This window comes from Acinetobacter sp. SwsAc2, assembly GCF_013391465.1.
Classification (GTDB): Bacteria; Pseudomonadota; Gammaproteobacteria; order Pseudomonadales; family Moraxellaceae; genus Acinetobacter; species Acinetobacter johnsonii.
On the sequence record NZ_JACBEZ010000005.1, the window covers coordinates 58,357 to 77,457 of the forward strand.

The following is a 19,101-nucleotide window of genomic DNA, read 5'->3' on the forward strand; positions in this document are numbered from 1 at the left end:
CCCGTTGGTTTCTTGTTTGTATCAGTTTTATTACAAATGTGAATAAGCAGAATGAAATTTATCCAAAATCATGCAAATGTGGATAAACCTAGGAGTGATGCAGTTCACACTCTGAGTTTTGAGCTGAAATGACCTATTAAAAAGGTGTATATGAAATAAGCAGCTCTACATTTTTTAAGCGCTAGTAAGCGCATAAACACGCATTAAAAGTGTATCAATCCACTGAGGCGTATAAAGTAAACGTCGCTCAGGATTGAATAAAGATGTTCTTTGCGTGATAGAGCCGTTAAACTAAGCGCAAATTTTTTGGTGCTGTGAAACTGTATTGCAGCCTTTATATTGAGATATTTTCCTAATGAAAGAATCGTTACGTTTACGATTAGATCAACTTTCTGACCGTCACGAAGAATTAACAGCATTACTTGCAGATGTAGAAGTCATTTCGGATAACAAACGCTTTCGTCAGTTGTCACGTGAACATAGTGATTTAAGCGAAATCACAGAAGTGTGGACTAAGTACAAACAAGCAGAAGCTGATATTGAAACGGCTGAAGCGATGCTGTCAGATCCTGATTTTAAGGAAATGGCTGTTGAAGAAATTAAAGAAAATAAAGCCATTATTGCGTCTTTAGAAGCTGATTTAAATATCTTAATGATTCCGAAAGATCCAAATGATGCGAACTCTGCATATTTGGAAATTCGAGCGGGAACAGGCGGTGATGAAGCCGCTATTTTCTCGGGTGACTTATACCGCATGTATACCAAGTACGCTGAATCACAAGGCTGGCGTATTGAAGTGTTGTCTGAAAATGAAGGCGAACACGGTGGTTATAAAGAAATCATTTGTTTGGTGAATGGTGAAGGCGTTTACGGTCGCTTGAAGTTTGAAAGTGGCGCGCACCGTGTACAACGTGTACCTGCAACAGAGTCTCAGGGTCGTGTACATACTTCGGCGTGTACCGTTGCGATTTTGCCTGAAATTGATGTCGATACAACGGTCGAGATTAATGCATCAGACTTACGTATTGATACCTACCGTGCCTCAGGTGCGGGTGGTCAGCACATCAACAAAACCGATTCAGCTGTGCGTATTACTCATATTCCAACAGGAACCGTGGTGGAATGTCAGGAAGAGCGTTCGCAGCATAAGAACAAAGCCAAAGCGATGGCTTTACTTGCTTCACGCTTGGAAAATGCAAAACGTGCAGCAGCTGATGCAGCAACTTCTGAAATGCGCCGTGACTTGGTTGGCTCGGGCGATCGTTCAGAACGTATCCGTACCTATAACTACCCGCAAGGTCGTATGACCGATCACCGTATTAACTTAACTTTATACAAGTTAGACGCGGTTATGGAAGGTGATTTAACTGAACTATTAGATAGCTTACATCGTGAATATCAAGCAGATCAGCTTGCGATGCTTGCACAGCAGAATGGTGGATAATGAATATTGCCCAAGCTTTGGCTTTACGTGGTGAAGCCGAGAGTTACGAACGTCAAGAGAACGCATGGTTGCTGGAACACATTACCAAAATTGATTCTTTTGATTTGGTTATGAAAAAAGATCAAGTGCTGACCAATGAACAAGAGCAGGCCTATGTTGCTGCCTTGGCACGAATTGAAGCAGGTGAACCTTTGGCCTATGTGACAGGTTCACAGCCGTTTTGGACATTGGATCTGATTGTCACTCCTGACACTTTAGTGCCACGTCCAGATACCGAGGTACTGGTAGAAACTGTATTACGTTTAGACTTACCTGAAGATGCCCGAATTGTCGATTTAGGTACGGGGACGGGTGCGGTTGCGCTTTCATTGGCCAGTGAACGGGACACATGGGACATCACGGCTACCGATATTTATGAGCCAACTTTAGCCGTTGCGCAGCAAAATGCAGAAAAGCATGACTTAAATGATGTGACTTTTGTGTGTGGCAGTTGGTTTGCACCGCTAAATCGAAAGTTTTTTGATGTGATTGTCTCGAACCCGCCGTACATCGATGCTGATGATGCTCACATGCAAGACTTAGCAACTGAGCCTGAACGTGCCCTAGTTGCTGCGGATCATGGTTTGGCTGATTTGAAAGTCATTATCCAGCAAGGTAAAAAGCATTTAACTCTTGATGGCTGGGTGATACTTGAGCATGGTTATGATCAAGGTGACGCTGTACAGAAAATCTTTAAAGAAGCGGGCTATAAACAAGTCCGTACGGTGAAAGATTATGGTGGAAATGACCGCGTTACTTTAGGGCAGTGGACACAATAATTTCATTGTTCCCTCCAAAATAAAAGCGCATTCGATGCGCTTTTATTTTTTCTACCTTATGTTCCAAATACGTCACGCCAACGCAGTAGCCAAGTCTCGAAGGCTTTCATGATGCTATCACTGAATTTTCCGAGCACGGCTAAAAGAATAATCGCTAAGATCACAATATCGGGACGTGAAGTTTCTCGGCCATCACTCAGTAAGTAGCCTATGCCTTGTGTCGCTGCAATGAGTTCTGCTGCAATCATAAACATCCATGCCAAACTTAAACTGTTGCGCAGTCCCGTTAATATCCCCGGAGATGCCGCAGGCAAAATAATCTGTTGTACTTGCTGCCAGTACTTCAGTCGGTAGACTTGTGCGACTTCGATGAGCTTGCGATCAACCCCTTTAATCGCTGCGACAGTGTTGGTATAGGTCGGAAAAAATGCGCCAATCGCAATTAGGGTAATCTTCGATGCTTCATCAATTCCCAACCACAGTAAAAGTAGAGGAATCCACGCTAAGCTCGGGATGGATTTGATCGCTGAAAAACTGGGTTCTAAAAACGCTTCAACCTGTTTATTGAGTCCCACCAAAATCGCAAACATTAAAGCCAGAGTACTCCCAATAAAAAAGCCTAAAAATACCCGGCATGTACTGGTCCAGACATGCATCCATAAATCTGCCTGCCATAAATCTAGAAAGGTTTGCCATAGACTACTGGGAGCAGGCAATAAATAAGGTTCAATAAAACCTGCACGGACCAGATATTCACAAGCAATCAGTAAGAGCGCTGGAAGGGTGATCGCTTTGAGAACACTCTTCAATTTCAACTGAAATGAGGAACTCTTTTTCACTACAATAGGGCTGAAAGAGCTCGCGACTGACTTGGTCATTATTTGCTTACAACCTTTTGTGCATATTGTGGCTTAAACAACTGAGTCACGACTTGATTAACATTGGTGCCTTTACGGACTAAGTCTTCTTCATTCAAAATGCCGCCAGACTTTTGTAATGCGGCAATCTGTTTGGCTGACGGAATGTTTTGATCAAAGTTGGTACGGCTTAATTGTAATTTTGCGACATTCAACGGAAGTTTGGACTCGCGTGCCAGTAACTCCGCCAATTTCTCTGGGTTAGCTTTGGCCCATTTACGTGCTTGCTCATAAGCTTTAATCACTGCTTCAATGGCTTCGGGACTTTGCTGAGTAAAAGACTCTTTGACACTGAGTACGCTATAACTGTTAAACCCAATATTTCGATACAACAGTTTTGCGCCAGATTGCACTTGTGCGGATGCCATCAATGGATCTAAGCCTGCCCAAGCATCGATTTGACCACGTTCTAAAGCTGTTTTGCCATCAGGATGCTGTAAATGAACCAGTTGGACTTCACGTTTATTTAGACCCACTGTATCCAACGCTTGTAAGGTAAACAGAAAAGGGTCTGTGCCTTTGGTCGCGGCAATTTTTTTTCCTTTTAAGTCCTTTAGGCTTTTAATTTGGGAGTTTTTAGCAACCACCAAAGCAGTCCATTCAGGTTGGCTCTGGATATAAACAGTATTGATTGGACTGCCGTTGGCACGACTGAGTACGGCTGCAAGTCCTGCGGTTGAAGCAAAATCGACACTGCCGCTATTTAAATATTCCAGCGAGCGGTTGCTGCCTTGGCTAAACACCCATTTAATTTCAGTCTTAGGTAAGGCTTTTTCTAACAGTTTTTGTTCTTTCACCACAAGGCTGGTTGGTGCGTAGTAGGCATAATCGAGTTTAAGTGTGTTTGGAATAGCGGCATGGGTATAAGTGCCGATCAAACCTAAAATCAGTGAAGTGCTCAGTAGTTTAAAGTTTTTCATGTTGCATCATTTAAATAAGTTCATTTGTGGGTTCTTTTAACCTGATGTATGCGAAAAATAAAAAAGAAAAATGGATAACAAAATATTAAATTGAAATAAGTAGATAATCTTGATTTAAGTATCTGAATTTTAATAACTTGATTGAACTTTATGTGGTTTTTGGAGTATAGAATAACTTTAAAAAAGCATAGAATAATTTCTTCTTATATGAAGATTGCATAACTAAATCATTCATTTTGAATGTAAAAAAGCGACTTTAATAGTCGCTTTTTTAAGGGGGTTGCAAGCTTACATAGGATAGTCTTGTAAGCTATCAAACACTTCAACTTGCTCTAAAGCATCAGTTTCAAGTGCAAGACAAAGCGTCACAATTTTCTTTAGATCAGCTAAATATTGTTCATCTTTAAACGATGCACCTAACTGAAGGGCTTGAATACGGTCAGCACTAATATCCAACGCTTGAGCAGCTTCAATCGCATTAACTTCATTAAAAAATGCAGTAACAGCATGATTTAATTCAAGGTCTGATGCATTGAGAATACCTTGATCCAGTTGCTCTTCAAATTGTGGGGTAGGAGACTGCAAAGCTTGAGTAAAGTTTTGCACCAGACGTTGATCGAGAACATCAATCATTTTAAGCATGTCATAACCTTTAAAAGAAATAAGGTGATTAAACAGGGGGAGTACAGCCGGAAAATAAGCATTAAAGAATGCTTTAAAATTGGTTGAAAAATAATCCATTTTGGAACTTTTTGCAAATAGATTCCGATAAATGAAAGATGGATTTGTTAAGTGAGTGAAAAGATTCAATTTATTAAATTGAGTGCATGTTTACATTTTACGCTATTGCTCAAATGGACTCGGCTTGATCAAAAAGAAGTATTCAAGGTGAAATATTGTGGAGTTTTAATCAAAAAGTTCTTTTATTTTTACTTAAGATATTAAATTATAATAACTTTATTAATATTATCATTGCAATAGTCTTTATTTTACGCATCAGTGATGCGAACTCAAAACATTGTGGAATTGCAATTTATAAGGACATGCTAAAGCAACATGAGGTATATCACCTTGCTTTAGCTGTCTTTGTTTGATGTGGAGAATGATGAATGTTTAAGCCACTAGTTAAAGTGCTTTTGCCTCAGTTGTTCTAGACGGAGTTGATATTGCTGTTGCCATGCACTTTCAGCTAAGGTTTGTTTTTGCTGGTTCATTTCTTGGTTGAGAGCAGCAAGCTCAGATTGATAACTGGCGATCTGTTGTTGTTGTCGAGCGACTTGTTGTTCGCGTTCAGCCAACTGCGCCGCTTCTTTGCCTGAAAAGTAGCTGTTACGAATTTGTTGGGTAATTTCTTGCTGTTGTATTGGGTCGGTGACGCCAATTAAAGCCAATTTAAGGGCTTTATCATAACTACCACTCTGACCATCAATATTTTTGCTCGGGTTTCTATATTGTTGCTGTAGTTGTGAAAGTTCACTCAGTCGTTGTTGTAAGGTCATGTGCGGTGCGCGGCTCAAGAGCTCACCATAAGCAAACTGATAGCTAGCAAACTCTTTTTCTTCAGCAAAGCCGAGTTGGGTTTCTTGCTTACCTAAAGTCTGCTCACGTAAGTTCCAAATTTCCTGATAACGCTGTTGTGGAGTCATTTGTGTGGACATGATTTTAGCTTGCATTTCTTTTTCGTAAAGCGGCAGGCGTTCTATCAATTGTTTTAAAGTCTGAGCAAACTGCTGATCTGGATATTCGGCCAGTACCTGTTTTAATAATGCCTGACAGTTGGTATCGGGGCAGTTTTGCTGTAACTGGTTTAATAATTGTGTGATATTGCCCGGATTTTTTTGAAAATGTTGAATGATTTGTTGGATGGATTCTTGTTGCTGTTGTTGCTGCATTTTTGACTCGTCATTGTTTGCAGCGGCAAGCTTCTCTTGCAAACTGCTGGGTTGAGCAGTCTCTGTAAGGGACGGTGAGGATGCCTGAGTTTGAGCCGATGTGGCATATGATGAGCCAAGGCCCAACCATATCACCACACCGATTACCAATACACTCAGCACCAAAGCGATAAGCCCAAAGCGCTTCATTATTATTCCTTATGGGTTGTATTGGAATTGACCCATTACTGGGAAGTGGTCAGATAAGTCCCAAGTCATAAATACGGGGTCGGCAGCCGAGCGAAGAATACGGACATCGTTACGTGCTTGCATAGGCTGACGGTGGTTATTGGATGACACCACGTAGTCTAAATACTCTACGGTAGAGCCACCCGTAAGTCCTGCACCTGCGAGTTTATTCACACGTGGGTCGAAGGTCGATTCGGTATATCCTGTGCTGACTGGTACTGTACCATTCAAGTTAATTTGCATTTGCGCATAATCTTGAGGCCACAGGAGTTTGTTGACATTAAAGTCACCGCCCATGAGCACTGCATCAAATGATGGAATATTTTGCTTATCGACCAAAGCGCGGATTTGCTTAAATTGTTGCTGGCGCATATCACGTGCCGCGTCGGTATCAAACGATGCGGTATGTGTGGAGGTCACATGATAGGCTTTGCCATTCTTGAGAATTTCAGCATAAATCACGCCTTTATCGGCAAAACAGTCAATCCCTGTACAGCTCGGGTAAATAAAATGATCCGTTTTTACAATTGGATGGTGACTTGCAACCAATATGCCGCTGTCATAGATATTGAAACCTGAACCGATTGGAATATAGGTTTGGTACGGATATTCCTGCGCTAATTTGGCCAACATGGCGGTACGACCAGAAGCAAAGGTTTCTTGGAATAAGATCGCGTCGTAACCTTTTAGGTTTTGCGGCAGTTGCTCTAAACGCGAATCAATTTTACTTGCTACTAAAGGAAGCGCATAAATATTGTAGGTTAAAACTTTAAACTCATCAGCACTGCTGGCGACGGGTTCTGGCACGGTATTTTGATGGATAGTGTAGTGGAAGTCGTCATAACCACCAGTGTACTCAGCTTTAAACGCAGTCTGTGCCGTTTTTCCTGCATAATTGGTGTTGAAGCGCTGAATGTTACGGTCGTTAAACCATGGTGCAGAAAAATCACTGCCAGATGCAGAGTGTTTAATATTACTGCCAGACCAAGTGCCGGTCATGGATTGCTTCAGGGTGACGCTTGAACCACCGCCTGTAATCACGGTATCAAAATTATAAGTTTGACCTGACTTTACCCCTGTATAACGGTTAAAACGCAGTACACGTTTGGTTTCATAAGGTGCAATTTGGGTGGCTTCTTGGGCCCATTGACTCCCTTGCGTTAAGGTGCGTGTACCGTGATGATTAATATTGACGGAGACTGTTTCAGGGGTGGTATTGGTCACATAAACGTATGAGTCGGCTATCACTGGCTGACTGCACAGCAATAATAATAACCATCCGATATTTTCCATTAAGTTTTTATTTAATTGGGTGCTCATGTGTTCCCTCCATGATGTTTTTATTCAATATTGTGTAAAACAATATGACGAGATCACTATGGCAGGTAATTTTTTTAAGTCAGTGACAAAGTGCGACAGCGCCCTGATTTTCCGATGAATGAGCATCAAAAAATCAATTTAATTTATAAGCCCTGTTGACATTTTATTTGGCCAATCAAAACCAATGCTAGAACAATAGAATGGTATGGGTTGGTTATTTGTTATGTGGAAAGAGCAAGGGCGTCACGTAGTTGCCTATACCAATCGACTGAAGTTAAGCGTCCTTATTTTGACGATAGGCGCCAGGGCTGACCCCAGTCCACTTTTTAAAAGCACGATGAAAAGCACTCGGATCATGAAAATTGAGTTCAATGCTAATGTCTTGTAATGATACTTGGCTGTTGCTGAGCAGCTCAATCGCCATATCACGGCGTATATCATTTTTGAGCTGTTGATAACTGAAACCTTCACTTTTCAGTCGTCGCTGAATAGTCGCCTCAGACATATTGAAATGATGGGCAATTTCAGACAGTTCCAGCCACTGGATCGGGTGTTCTTGCATTAAATAGCGACGAATTTGAGAACTGGTTGAATGTGGATTTTTATAACGGGTCAGTAAAATATGTGGGGTTTGCTGAATAAATTGATACCACGATTTACTGTCCTGTTTTATGGGCATTTTTAAATAATTGGCATCGAACTGAATATAGTTTTCAGCCATTTGATACAGGATATTTTCACAAAAACGAACTTTGTAGTCGATATCATCTCTAGGCGCATCACATTTGAGTTGAATTTGATTCAAAATCACCCGTTGACCTATTAGCCAACACATTAGGGCATGAATCAGCATGATGTAAGTTGCGTAACTAAACATACGCTTGGGCTGTTGTCGTTCATAAATCACAATATAGGCATAATGTTCTTGCACCATGAGGTGACTGCTAAAGTCGTCTAGTACCAAATTCATAAACTGCAAAATATGCTGAATGGCTTGGTCCAGCTGGGTGGTGTGTAACAGTGATTTAGATAAAAACTGAAAACTGCCACGGCGCATAGCATGACGATCCATTCCAAAAAACTCATCATTCATGACATTGGCCAGTTCAGTCCAGAGCTGTGCATATTGATTGACTGAGACCCGTGCTTTTGTCGCACTTAGCAATTCGCTATTGATGCCTGCATTTTTCAAAATATCTGCAACTGCGTATCCCTGCTTTTCAGCTTCAAACAATGCTTCGTGTACCAAAGCAATTGAAATGGAATCTTTCTGGGCATTTGCATGTTCTGATGCAGTCATAGTGGCTTCCATATTTTTATTGTGCATTTTGAGCATTGTCCAAAACCATCATGGAAGATGCAATATTTGGAAATTGTACTCAAGTGCTTCTGTGTTTACATTTCTTCTTAAGTCGTAGCATTCAATCATACAAGGAAAAATAAATGAAGATTCAAGGGAAGGTTTTTGTCGTCACGGGTGGAGCATCGGGTTTAGGTGCAGCAACAGCACGTCATTTGATTGAACAAGGTGCGAAAGTCATTTTGGTAGATATGAACCAAGCTTTAGGTGAAGAGCTACAGCGTGAGTTGGGTGAAAATGCTCATTTTAAAAGCCTCGATGTTACTGATGAGCACGCTGTGCAAAGTTTCTTCCAAGAAGTCGAGGCGGAATATGCACAGTTGAATGGTTTGGTGAACTGTGCGGGAGTAGCGCCTTCAGCCAAAGTGTTGGGTCGTGATGGTATTCATGAGCTGGCGTTATTCCAAAAAGTATTAAACATCAATGTCTCAGGTACTTTTAATATGCTGCGTTTTGCTGCGCAGTTAATCGCGAAATATGAACTTCAAGCTGGTGAAGAAGAACGCGGAGTGATTGTGAATACAGCTTCTGTTGCAGCCTATGACGGACAAATTGGCCAGACCGCTTATGCGGCATCGAAAGGCGCGGTTGTCTCAATGACTTTACCGCTGGCACGTGAACTAGCACGTGAGAAAATTCGAGTGATGACCATTGCTCCGGGCATTATGGAAACGCCAATGTTGAAGGCGATGCCGCAAAATGTACAAGATGCGTTGGGTGAAATGGTGCCATTTCCGAAGCGTTTGGCAAAGCCTCAAGAGTTCGCTCAGCTTGTAGGGCATATTTTTGAAAATAGTTATTTGAATGGTGAAGTGATTCGTTTAGATGGCGCGATTCGTATGCAGCCTAAATAAGTTAGATTTTTATAGAAAATGATGATCTGTACAGCTGCAAATTTCTAATCGAATTAAAATAGCATTGTGTCCGTATTCATTTTCTTTTGAAGGATCAAAAGAAACAAAAATCCTTTTCGAAACTGAAGATACATCCTTGTATCTCAGTTTCGGAGGCGACATCCATGTCGCCGTCACATCTATCCAAATGCTGTAAATAGTAGAAATTTTGAACTGAATATAATTGATATAGAAAAGGACATCTAATGCTTTTAAATGAAGAACAAAAAATGGTTCAGGATATGTTGCGTAGTTATTCGCAGGAAAAACTGAAGCCAACTGCGGCTGCACGTGACAAAACCGCACAGTTTCCTGCGCAAGAACTTAAAGAGTTGGGGGAGTTAGGCGCTTTGGGTATGACTGTTTCACCTGAATGGGGTGGTGCAGGCTTAGATTATATTTCACTGGTGGTGGCACTTGAGGAAATTGCAGCAGGTGATGGTGCGATTTCGACCATTGTCAGTGTGCAAAACTCACTGCCGTGTGGTATTACTCAGCGCTACGGAACTGATGCACAAAAGCAGCAATATTTAAGCAAGCTTGCCACAGGTGAGTGGTTGGGATGTTTTTGTCTCACTGAACCACAAGCAGGCTCAGATGCAGGTGCGTTGGAGTGCAAGGCCGTTCGTGAAGGTGAGGAATGGGTGCTGAATGGAACCAAACAATTCATTACCACAGGAAAGCATGCGCAAGTCGCTTTGGTTTTTGCAGTCACAGACAAAGGTGCGGGTAAGAAAGGTATTTCTTGCTTTTTAGTCCCAACCGATACCGAAGGCTATATTGTCTCTCGTATAGAAGAAAAGATGGGGCAGCACTGTTCGGATACGGCAACCATTGTTTTGGAGAACTGCCGCATTCCTGCTGATCATTTGCTAGGTGCTGAAGGCGAAGGTTATAAAATAGCGCTTTCAAATTTGGAGTCGGGACGTATTGGTATTGCTGCGCAATCAGTGGGCATGGCTCGCGCCGCTTTAGATGCAGCAGTTGAATATGCCAATGACCGTAAAGCCTTTGGTGTTGAAATTGTACAACATCAGGCAGTTGCTTTTCGTTTAGCCGATATGGCGACACAAATTGAAGCTGCACGTCAGTTAATTTTCCATGCAGCCGCTTTGAAGGATGCAGGTTTGCCATGTTTAAAAGAAGCGTCTATGGCCAAATTGTTTGCCTCAACCATGGCGGAGCGTGTTTGTTCTGATGCTATTCAAATTCATGGTGGCTATGGCTATGTTTCAGATTTTCCTGTTGAACGAATTTATCGGGACGTCCGTGTGAGCCAGATTTATGAAGGGGCGTCTGATATCCAGCGTCTTGTCATTGCACGTGAAGTCACCAAGGTTTAAGTCGACTCAGTTTTAGACCTTGGTCGATGTTCAAAGCCTGCATTTTCATTGAGGGATTTGGAAATTGTAGGTGCATTTAAAACATGGTTATCTAGGTGCAGCAGTTAGTTACAAGTATTAAGTCGAGCAGCTGAGCTGCTCTAGGTTTTCAAACAATATAGGACTGACAATGAGGTCAGTTCAACGCTTAAAACAATAAAGAATATGGACGGCCAAAGTGGATTTGGCCTTAAAAAATGGATAATGCGAGGTTGTCGTGATGAAGACATTAGAACAAGCCCATCAAGAATTTAACTATGATCAACTGATTCAAGAACAATTGGTCGGCCAACCCAATGCAATGAATGCTTATATTGAGTGCTGTCAGCGCTATGTCGGGCAGCAAAAAACAGCACTCATTTGGGAAGGAAAAAATGGCGAGTCAGAGCAATGGAGTTTTGAACAGCTCGATGTTGCCTCAGCACAGTTGGCAAATTATTTTAAAAGTATTGGCATTCAAGTGGGTGACTGTATCGCAGGGCTGTTAACGCGTACGCCTGAACTGCTGATTACGATTTTAGCAACATGGCGGATCGGTGCGATTTATCAGCCTTTGTTTACTGCTTTTGAGTCGAAGGCGATTGAACATCGAGTTTTAACTGCGAACACCAAATTGATCGTGACCAATGCAGAGCAACGTCCAAAGCTAAATCACGTTGAAGTCAAACATATCCTGACTGTGAATGCAGGAACAAACTTAGCTAGCAATGAAGCTGAATTTTGGCAGGAGGTCAAACAACAGTCTGATCAATGTGAAGCTGTTTTACGTAGCTTTGATGATGATTTCCTGATGATGTTTACCTCAGGCACCACAGGTTTGGCCAAATCAGTGCCTGTCCCTTTAAAAGCTGTTTTGGCTTTTAAGGGTTATATGCAACATGCGGTTGATTTAAGAGAAGACGATTCATTTTGGAATTTAGCCGATCCGGGCTGGGCTTATGGGTTGTACTACGGCATTACAGGCCCGCTCAGTTTGGGGCATAGCATCATTATGGATGAGCGTGCATTTAGCGTCGATCATGCGGTTGAAGTCATTAAAAAGTATCGCGTCAGTAACTTAACGGGTTCGCCTACAGCTTTTCGGATGTTCTTTGGTTTTAAAGAAAAGTTTGATCCTTCCATTAAGACCCATTTACGCGCCGTCAGTAGTGCGGGTGAGCCTTTGACCCCAGAAGTGATTCATTGGTTCAATAATGATCTGAACGTCAACATTTATGACCAATATGGACAAACTGAGTTGGGCATGGTGATTGCCAACCATCATGCACTGGAGCATGAGAAAAAAGTCGGGTCGGCAGGCTTTGCCAACCCTGGACACCGCTTTGCTGTGCTGGATGCGAATCACCAAGAAGTGAAGTGCGGTGAAATTGGAACGTTGGCGATAGACTTTAGCCAGTCACCACTGACATGGTTTAAAGGCTATGGTGGCAATAACCGTAAGTCCTTTGTGGGGCAGTATTATTTAACCGGTGATACGGTCAAACTGAATGAAATTGGCGGTATCGACTTTGTTGGGCGTGCTGATGATGTCATTACAACGTCAGGCTATCGCGTTGGGCCTTTTGATGTCGAAAGTACCTTGCTTGAGTGTGTAGAAGTACTTGAGTCGGCTGTGATTGGTAAGCCTGACCCAGAGCGCACGGAAGTGGTGAAAGCTTTTGTGGTGCTAAAGCCACAGTACCAAGCCTCTAAAGAGTTGGATAGCAAACTCCAAGCCTATGTGCGTTCACGTTTATCTAAACATGCGTATCCGAAAGAAATTGAGTTTGTTGAAAGCTTGCCAAAAACGTCGAGTGGCAAAATTCAACGTAATTTGCTGAAACAGCAAGAAGTGGCAAAGATGCAAACCCTACAAGCTGCCATTTAATTTACAAATAAAAGGGTCTTAAAGCTAAAGCCAGCCAGTTCTAATAGACTGGCTTTTTCTTTATCCATTCATAGCGGCATGTGACCTGTGGAATACCACTAGAAATATAGCTGGAGATATAAATAGCCTAAGTAAATTTGACTAGGCAACTATTATGATTCAATCTCCGTAACTTAAAAGTCAAAAAGTTGAGCTATCTAAAGCACATAGCATTTATTGAATTTGTGCATGGCTAACCTTGGTTTCATGGGTATAATTCGCCATCAACATTTTCTTTAGCAAAAGGCTGAATCATGGACGAGTTAGATGAAAGTCTAGAACTCAGTAATGCTGAAATGCACCTCTATAGTCGTCAGATTTTATTGGACGGTTGGGATATAGAGGCACAAGAAAAACTCAAGTTGGCCAATGTACTCATTGTCGGCTGTGGCGGCATTGGTTGTATGACTGCGGAGTTATTGGCACGTGCTGGCGTAGGGCAAATCACCCTGATTGATGCTGATACGATCGAAGTGAGTAATCTCCAAAGACAGATTGCCTATGTAGAAAATAATGTCGGTTTTTATAAAGCAGAGGTTTTGGCCCAGCGTTTAAAGCAGATCAATCCCTACATCCAAGTCCATGCGCATGCTGTAAAACTTGATACAGCCAATGCAGCCAGTTTAATTTCAGGTCAAGACTTAGTTCTTGATGGTTGTGATAATTTTACGACACGATATTTGGTCAATCAGCAGTGTAAAGCAGCCAATGTTCCACTCATCAGTGCATCGGCCATTGGTTTTCAAGGGCAACTGTTTATGGTGGAAGGTGAGTCCGCTTGCTATGAATGTCTGTTCCCGAAAGAAGAACATGCGAATGAAAGCCTGCGCTGTGCAGATTCAGGTGTTTTGGCCACCACGCCGAACGTGATGGCCAGCCTTCAAGCGCATCATGCACTTTTATACTTGGGTTTAAATGTCACCGCACTCAAACAACGCCTGTTGCTTTGGGATGGTCTAAGTATGAAACAACGTTTGCTTGCTTTCGAAAAAGATACAGATTGTCTCGTTTGTCAGGCAAGATAAGCCTACAATTTTTTCATTCTTTGATACACTCAATACAATTTATTTTTGACCGATATTATGAAGAACAATATCTTTTTAGATGGACTGCGCTCTGTTGCCCGTGTTGGGGAAACAGCTGTCATTGCTGCACGTGCGGGTATTAAGTACGCCACTGAAAAACCAAGTAATGCCAAACTGATGCGTGAAACCTTCGAGTCTCTAGGTTCAACCTATATCAAGTTGGGTCAGTTTATTGCAAGTACACCTTCACTTTTTCCACGTGAATATGTTGAAGAGTTTCAAGGCTGTTTAGACCAAACTCCATCTTTACCGTTTAGTTATGTACAGGGGGTTTTGGCGTCTGAGTTTGAAGGCCGAAACCTGTCTGAGATTTTTGCATCGATTGATGAAACACCTTTAGCTTCAGCGTCTATTGCCCAAGTCCATGCTGCAAAGCTAGTGACGGGTGAAGATGTAGTGATTAAAGTACAAAAGCCGGGTGTAGAAACAATTCTATATACCGACTTAAATGTTCTGCACTGGGCAACCAAGGTTTTAGAAAAAGCAGTGCCTAAAGTTAAATTTGCATCGCTTGCAGACATTGTGGAAGAAATTAAAACCCGCATGGTTCGAGAAGTCGATTTTATTGAAGAAGCCAGTAATCTGGATGACTTTGTGAACTATCTCAATATCACGCAAAACCATAAGGCGATGGCACCTAAAGTTTATCATCAATATTCGACTCGCCGTGTGCTCACCATGCAGCGTCTTTACGGTGTGCCATTAACTGATTTTGAAGTGGTTAAACAGCGTTGCAAAGATCCTTCCCAAGTCCTGATAACTGCCATGAATACATGGTTTGGTAGTCTAATGATGTGTAATAGCTTCCATGCTGACTTACATGCTGGAAACCTAATGCTGCTTGATGATGGTCGTGTGGGTTTTATTGATTTCGGCATTGTGGGACAGTTGAAACCTGAAGTATGGACAGCTTGTATCGCCTTTATGGATGCCTTACAAAAAACGGATTATGCACTCATGGCAGAAAACATGCTGAAAATGGGCATGACCGCAGTGCAGATTGATACTCAGGTGTTGGCCGCAGATCTTGAGCGTTTATTTAGTGGTGTGTTGTTGGCAGATCCGCAAGAATTGCTGAGTTCAAACCCAGCAGATTTGAATGACATCATGATGGATATGGTCGCAGTGGGCGAGCGTCACGGTATTCGCTTCCCGCGTGATTTTGCCTTGTTATTTAAACAGATGCTGTATTTTGATCGTTTCATGCGCATCCTTGCGCCGTATACCGACATCTATGCTGACCAGCGTTTGCAAATGGTGCAAACTATGGATCCAAATGTGTTGTTAAAAAACTAAGTTCTTTTGAAGCACATTCACCAAAAAATCCCTTTCAGTCCTTCTTTTGAAAGGAGGGACTGAAAAACGCTTTCCTGTTTAAGCGGTGAGAAACATGGTTTCGCAAGGCAGGGATTAAAAAGTCAAATCTGTTAAAGGTAATAATGTGGACGCAATTATCATTGAAGGCTTAAAAGTTGAAACAGTGGTTGGCTGTTTTAACTGGGAACGTCAGATTATTCAGCCTTTAATGTTGGATATGATTATTCAAACAGATTTGGAGCAAGCTTCAAACTCAGATGACTTAGACCATACCTTAAACTATGCTGAAATTTGTGAAATCGCGGCAAAGGTCATTCAAGATGCTAAGCCTGAACTGATTGAACATGCGGCAAAATTGGTCATCAACGCACTTTTTTCTACCTTTCATGCGATTGAATCGATTAATATTACCATCCGTAAGCCTGCCATTATCGCGCAAGCAAATTCTGTAGGAATTCGTCTTGAACGCCACCGAAACGATTTTCGCCCTAGCTCTGGCGAGTAATAATAATCCAAAGCAACATTTTTTATATGCCTCTGAGCAACTTGCTAAAATTGGGCAACTGCAATTTTCGAACATTTATTTAATTCCATGCCGTGATGGAGTTGGGGCAGATTATTGGAATGCAGCCTGTTTGCTGAAATCGTCTTTGTCCGTTGCCGATATTTCGGTATTGCTGAAAAATATGGAAGCAGTATCTGGGCGTGTCCGTCCATCACATCAGATTTCACTGGATGTCGATTTGATTGCATGGGGTGAAAACTTAGAACATATGCAGTTCAATCCCAAAAAATTGCCTTTGGCTTTAGATGTTAAAATTCCAATGTTCGATGTGTGGAAGGATGCTGCATTTCAACATCAAGCGCATACATTTCCAACGGTAAGCTGCTTGGAAACCAAATAACATATCGAAGTGTGATTGGCACTTGAACTGGCTTAACATGCTTATAAAATATAATTCGCAGCGAGCTATTTTCATGAAAATACAAATTTTGAGTGCTCTTTCTTTAGTAGTGTTTCTAACGGGCTGTCATTCAACTCCGTCCAAAATGACAGCGACAACTGCTATGGATATAACGAGTGTATCTCAAACGACTGAAAAACAAGGGTTAAAACTAGCTGTTCAGGCCTATACCCAAGATCAATCGGATTATCAAACTCGCCTATATGATTTAAACCAAGACGGAATCGATGACGCCGTGGTGCTATTAAGTGGGATGGAGTGGTGTGGTTCTGGTGGCTGTACATTGCTGGTCTTTCAAGGTCTTGCAAATGGAAGTTTTCAACCGCATAGCAAAATGACCGTGTCATCTACACCGATTTATGCCTTAAGTACTCAAACCCAAGGTTGGCGTGATTTATCGGTCTATACCCGAGGTTTAGGGCAAGTCGTGCTGAAATACAATGGGAAAAGCTATCCATCTAACCCATCACTAGCGTCAAAATATACGGCGAATTTAAAGCAAGTAGGTAATACTTTATTACTGCCGATCGTTGTGGAATAACTCAGCACTCAGCCAATAAAAAAGCAGTGGCATAACCACTGCTTTTTTATTGGGTTCAAACCATTGTGGTTTAAATAAAATAACTGGTCTTGGTCATGAGTTTTGAAATCGCCGTCATGGTAATTTTGACAGGAATCGGTAAATCGACACCGCCAGCATTCAGTGCTGTATCACGATGGTGTAATTCATCTTCATTCATTTGCACAAGGATATTACGAGAACGGTCATCTTGAGCAGGGAGTTGGCTGATGTGATGCTGTAAGTGCAGGCTCACTTGGCGTTCAGTTTCTGCAACAAAACCTAAGCTATATTTATCGCCTGCAATGCCTGCGATTGCGCCCATACCAAAGGATAAGCCGTACCAAATAGGATTGAGCAGACTGGTATGGCTATCCAGCTCTTTTAATCGGTCTTCACACCATGCAAGATGGTCTTGTTCTTCAATCGCGGCTTGTTCCATTTCGCGGCGTACATTTGGCAGTTTTGCCGTTAAAGCTTGCCCATGATAAAGCGCTTGCGCACAGACTTCACCACTATGGTTGACCCGCATTAAACCTGCAACATGACGCGCTTCACTCACGGCGAGTTGGGTTTCGACCGCCTTGCCTGGGTTTTCACGTTGAGCAGACGTCGTGCCTGGAACTAAGCTGCGCAGGGCTTGATCAAAAGAATTGATAAATTCATCGATGCCAGTGTAATGACGCATAACTTTAGTCCTCTAACTCAGGTTGTACAGTTTTTAGCATGGGTTTGAGTCGATATAACAACCACAGCGTAAAGCCCGCACTCAATACAGCAGTAATGCTGAAAAGTATTTTAATATCAATCTTCAAAACACTTAAAATGATAATCGAAAATATAGCAGAAGACACCATAAACACCGCATTTAATATGTTGTTTGCGGCAACAACACGTGCACGATGTGAACGCGGTGAATAGGCTTGCATCATGGCGTATAGCGGCACAATATAAAAACCGCCACTGATGCCGAGTAAGGTCACCGCAAGCATGACATGGTAGTAAATTGCACCGTGGTTAAACATATCCGCGACATTCATCATTGCCCCTGTACGCTCAGGTACAAAAGCCAGACTCAAAGCCAAGTAAAAGGCAAATAGGGTGAGCCCAATCGCACCGATTGGCACCATTTTAATATTCACTTCAGAGCCACCAATTCTACGACACAGCAGTGAACCAACTCCAATCCCGACAGAAAAGAACGTGAGTAAAAGACTGACGACATTTTCTGATGCATGTAGGTTTTGTTGAGTCAGCTGTGGAATTTGGGTGAGATAAGTTGCACCGTAAAACCAATACCATGAATTCCCCAGTAAAATCATAAAGATGAGGGGGAGACTTTTGGCATATTGGAGTGTTTGAAAACTGGTTCTAAAGAAATTCCAGTCAATTTTTAAGTCGGGTGAGCTGACTTGCTGTTTTAAGATAAATCGGCTGGAGAGATAACCCAAAACGGCAATGATGACGACAGTTAGGCTGATCCAAATAAGATTGCCTTGAGAAACCGAAATGACTGCGCCACCCAAAATCATCCCGATTAAAATAGCAATGGAGGTACCCGACTGAAATAGCGCATTGCCTGACATGAGTTCATTCGGTTTTAGAATCTCAGGTAAAATGGCGTATTTAATGGGGCCAAAGAAGGTGGAGTGCGTGCCCATCATAAATAGAGCCAAGAGCAGTAGCCATAAATTGCCCAATAAGAAACCCGCGGAACCGATGAGCATAATCACAATTTCTAGAACTTTGATGCCACGAATAAGTTGTGAGCGCTCAAACTTATCGGCAATTTGTCCTGCGGTTGCAGAAAAAATGAAGTAAGGCAAAATAAAAAACAGTGCGGCTAAATTATTTAAGGTACTGACATCTGCAGCTTGTTGATTAATCCATCCATAAGTAATGACTAAAAGCAAAGCTTGTTTATAGACATTGTCGTTTAAAGCACCAAAAAATTGGGTAATAAACATGGGAAGAAAACGACGGGTACTTAATAGATGTTCATTGTTTTTCATGCTTTTTGCGCTGTATTAAGTTTTATTAAGAAATGTGACTAATTGCTCAAACGTTCAATAAAATCATGTAAGATATTTAAAAC

General features: G+C 42.0%; 18 protein-coding genes. 10 read left to right on the forward strand and 8 right to left on the reverse strand.

Annotated elements, in window-relative coordinates; all coding sequences use genetic code 11:
• Positions 1 to 355 precede the first annotated feature (355 nt).
• On the forward strand, positions 356 to 1,444 hold the full coding sequence (gene prfA, locus HYI04_RS03790; protein WP_004982013.1) for a peptide chain release factor 1: 1,089 nt from the start codon (positions 356 to 358) through the stop codon (positions 1,442 to 1,444).
• The gene (prmC, locus tag HYI04_RS03795; protein ID WP_159152828.1) at positions 1,444 to 2,262 is read left to right on the forward strand and encodes a peptide chain release factor N(5)-glutamine methyltransferase; all 819 of its coding nucleotides are present in this window, start codon (positions 1,444 to 1,446) and stop codon (positions 2,260 to 2,262) included. The genes prfA and prmC overlap by 1 nt, the downstream gene beginning before the upstream one ends.
• Before the next feature lie 56 nt (positions 2,263 to 2,318).
• Here prmC and HYI04_RS03800 read toward each other — a convergent pair whose 3' ends face one another.
• The 6 genes from HYI04_RS03800 to HYI04_RS03825 all read right to left on the reverse strand — a co-directional run bounded on the left by HYI04_RS03800 (position 2,319) and on the right by HYI04_RS03825 (position 8,839).
• Positions 2,319 to 3,140, reverse strand: coding sequence for an ABC transporter permease (locus HYI04_RS03800; RefSeq protein WP_178895851.1), 822 nt, complete (start codon positions 3,138 to 3,140; stop codon positions 2,319 to 2,321).
• On the reverse strand, positions 3,140 to 4,099 hold the full coding sequence (locus HYI04_RS03805) for an aliphatic sulfonate ABC transporter substrate-binding protein (RefSeq protein WP_178895852.1): 960 nt from the start codon (positions 4,097 to 4,099) through the stop codon (positions 3,140 to 3,142). Before HYI04_RS03805 ends, HYI04_RS03800 begins: the two co-directional genes overlap by 1 nt.
• 288 nt (positions 4,100 to 4,387) lie before the next feature.
• Positions 4,388 to 4,741 carry a hypothetical protein gene (locus HYI04_RS03810; RefSeq protein ID WP_029575052.1) on the reverse strand — a complete coding sequence of 118 codons (354 nt, stop codon included), beginning with the start codon at positions 4,739 to 4,741 and terminating at the stop codon, positions 4,388 to 4,390.
• A gap of 479 nt (positions 4,742 to 5,220) precedes the next feature.
• A complete protein-coding gene (locus HYI04_RS03815; RefSeq protein WP_159152825.1) occupies positions 5,221 to 6,180 on the reverse strand; it encodes a hypothetical protein in 960 nt (319 codons plus the stop codon).
• A gap of 9 nt (positions 6,181 to 6,189) precedes the next feature.
• Positions 6,190 to 7,512 carry a sphingomyelin phosphodiesterase gene (locus HYI04_RS03820; RefSeq protein WP_171519349.1) on the reverse strand — a complete coding sequence of 441 codons (1,323 nt, stop codon included), beginning with the start codon at positions 7,510 to 7,512 and terminating at the stop codon, positions 6,190 to 6,192.
• A 301-nt stretch (positions 7,513 to 7,813) separates the two neighbouring features.
• Positions 7,814 to 8,839 (reverse strand): AraC family transcriptional regulator, encoded by a 1,026-nt coding sequence (locus HYI04_RS03825; RefSeq protein ID WP_178895853.1) that lies wholly within the window; start codon positions 8,837 to 8,839, stop codon positions 7,814 to 7,816.
• 143 nt (positions 8,840 to 8,982) lie between these two features.
• On the opposite strand from HYI04_RS03825, the gene HYI04_RS03830 reads away from it, so the two are divergent.
• The 8 genes from HYI04_RS03830 (at position 8,983) to HYI04_RS03865 (ending at position 16,988) form a co-directional block, all read left to right on the forward strand.
• Complete coding sequence (locus tag HYI04_RS03830) at positions 8,983 to 9,753, forward strand: 3-hydroxyacyl-CoA dehydrogenase (RefSeq protein WP_005400701.1); 771 nt, start codon at positions 8,983 to 8,985, stop codon at positions 9,751 to 9,753.
• Between the two features lie 245 nt (positions 9,754 to 9,998).
• Positions 9,999 to 11,135 (forward strand): acyl-CoA dehydrogenase family protein, encoded by a 1,137-nt coding sequence (locus tag HYI04_RS03835; RefSeq protein WP_005400702.1) that lies wholly within the window; start codon positions 9,999 to 10,001, stop codon positions 11,133 to 11,135.
• Positions 11,136 to 11,394: 259 nt separating this feature from the next.
• Positions 11,395 to 13,041, forward strand: coding sequence for an AMP-binding protein (locus HYI04_RS03840; RefSeq protein ID WP_159152823.1), 1,647 nt, complete (start codon positions 11,395 to 11,397; stop codon positions 13,039 to 13,041).
• 293 nt (positions 13,042 to 13,334) lie between these two features.
• Positions 13,335 to 14,105 carry a HesA/MoeB/ThiF family protein gene (locus tag HYI04_RS03845; RefSeq protein ID WP_159152822.1) on the forward strand — a complete coding sequence of 257 codons (771 nt, stop codon included), beginning with the start codon at positions 13,335 to 13,337 and terminating at the stop codon, positions 14,103 to 14,105.
• Positions 14,106 to 14,162: 57 nt separating this feature from the next.
• Positions 14,163 to 15,461, forward strand: coding sequence for an AarF/ABC1/UbiB kinase family protein (locus HYI04_RS03850; protein ID WP_159152821.1), 1,299 nt, complete (start codon positions 14,163 to 14,165; stop codon positions 15,459 to 15,461).
• A 145-nt stretch (positions 15,462 to 15,606) separates the two neighbouring features.
• Entirely contained in the window at positions 15,607 to 15,987 is a 381-nt protein-coding gene (folB, locus tag HYI04_RS03855; RefSeq protein ID WP_010327015.1) for a dihydroneopterin aldolase, read from the forward strand.
• Positions 15,944 to 16,387 carry a 2-amino-4-hydroxy-6-hydroxymethyldihydropteridine diphosphokinase gene (locus tag HYI04_RS03860; protein ID WP_010327014.1) on the forward strand — a complete coding sequence of 148 codons (444 nt, stop codon included), beginning with the start codon at positions 15,944 to 15,946 and terminating at the stop codon, positions 16,385 to 16,387. The genes folB and HYI04_RS03860 overlap by 44 nt, the downstream gene beginning before the upstream one ends.
• Before the next feature lie 163 nt (positions 16,388 to 16,550).
• A complete protein-coding gene (locus HYI04_RS03865; protein WP_010327013.1) occupies positions 16,551 to 16,988 on the forward strand; it encodes a hypothetical protein in 438 nt (145 codons plus the stop codon).
• A gap of 70 nt (positions 16,989 to 17,058) precedes the next feature.
• Here the strand turns inward: HYI04_RS03865 and coq7 are convergent, their stop codons facing one another.
• Both coq7 and HYI04_RS03875 read right to left on the reverse strand, forming a co-directional pair.
• On the reverse strand, positions 17,059 to 17,694 hold the full coding sequence (gene coq7 / locus HYI04_RS03870; protein WP_178895854.1) for a 2-polyprenyl-3-methyl-6-methoxy-1,4-benzoquinone monooxygenase: 636 nt from the start codon (positions 17,692 to 17,694) through the stop codon (positions 17,059 to 17,061).
• A 4-nt stretch (positions 17,695 to 17,698) separates the two neighbouring features.
• Positions 17,699 to 19,018 carry an MFS transporter gene (locus tag HYI04_RS03875; RefSeq protein WP_010327012.1) on the reverse strand — a complete coding sequence of 440 codons (1,320 nt, stop codon included), beginning with the start codon at positions 19,016 to 19,018 and terminating at the stop codon, positions 17,699 to 17,701.
• Positions 19,019 to 19,101: the final 83 nt, after the last annotated feature.

Coding starts and splice junctions, on each gene's coding strand:
- prfA (WP_004982013.1), top strand. CDS start 356: ATGAAAGAATCGTTACGTTTACGATTAGATCAACTTTCTGACCGTCAC.
- prmC (WP_159152828.1), top strand. CDS start 1,444: ATGAATATTGCCCAAGCTTTGGCTTTACGTGGTGAAGCCGAGAGTTAC.
- HYI04_RS03800 (WP_178895851.1), bottom strand. CDS start 3,140: ATGACCAAGTCAGTCGCGAGCTCTTTCAGCCCTATTGTAGTGAAAAAG.
- HYI04_RS03805 (WP_178895852.1), bottom strand. CDS start 4,099: ATGAAAAACTTTAAACTACTGAGCACTTCACTGATTTTAGGTTTGATC.
- HYI04_RS03810 (WP_029575052.1), bottom strand. CDS start 4,741: ATGCTTAAAATGATTGATGTTCTCGATCAACGTCTGGTGCAAAACTTT.
- HYI04_RS03815 (WP_159152825.1), bottom strand. CDS start 6,180: ATGAAGCGCTTTGGGCTTATCGCTTTGGTGCTGAGTGTATTGGTAATC.
- HYI04_RS03820 (WP_171519349.1), bottom strand. CDS start 7,512: ATGGAAAATATCGGATGGTTATTATTATTGCTGTGCAGTCAGCCAGTG.
- HYI04_RS03825 (WP_178895853.1), bottom strand. CDS start 8,839: ATGACTGCATCAGAACATGCAAATGCCCAGAAAGATTCCATTTCAATT.
- HYI04_RS03830 (WP_005400701.1), top strand. CDS start 8,983: ATGAAGATTCAAGGGAAGGTTTTTGTCGTCACGGGTGGAGCATCGGGT.
- HYI04_RS03835 (WP_005400702.1), top strand. CDS start 9,999: ATGCTTTTAAATGAAGAACAAAAAATGGTTCAGGATATGTTGCGTAGT.
- HYI04_RS03840 (WP_159152823.1), top strand. CDS start 11,395: ATGAAGACATTAGAACAAGCCCATCAAGAATTTAACTATGATCAACTG.
- HYI04_RS03845 (WP_159152822.1), top strand. CDS start 13,335: ATGGACGAGTTAGATGAAAGTCTAGAACTCAGTAATGCTGAAATGCAC.
- HYI04_RS03850 (WP_159152821.1), top strand. CDS start 14,163: ATGAAGAACAATATCTTTTTAGATGGACTGCGCTCTGTTGCCCGTGTT.
- HYI04_RS03865 (WP_010327013.1), top strand. CDS start 16,551: ATGGATATAACGAGTGTATCTCAAACGACTGAAAAACAAGGGTTAAAA.
- coq7 (WP_178895854.1), bottom strand. CDS start 17,694: ATGCGTCATTACACTGGCATCGATGAATTTATCAATTCTTTTGATCAA.
- HYI04_RS03875 (WP_010327012.1), bottom strand. CDS start 19,018: ATGAAAAACAATGAACATCTATTAAGTACCCGTCGTTTTCTTCCCATG.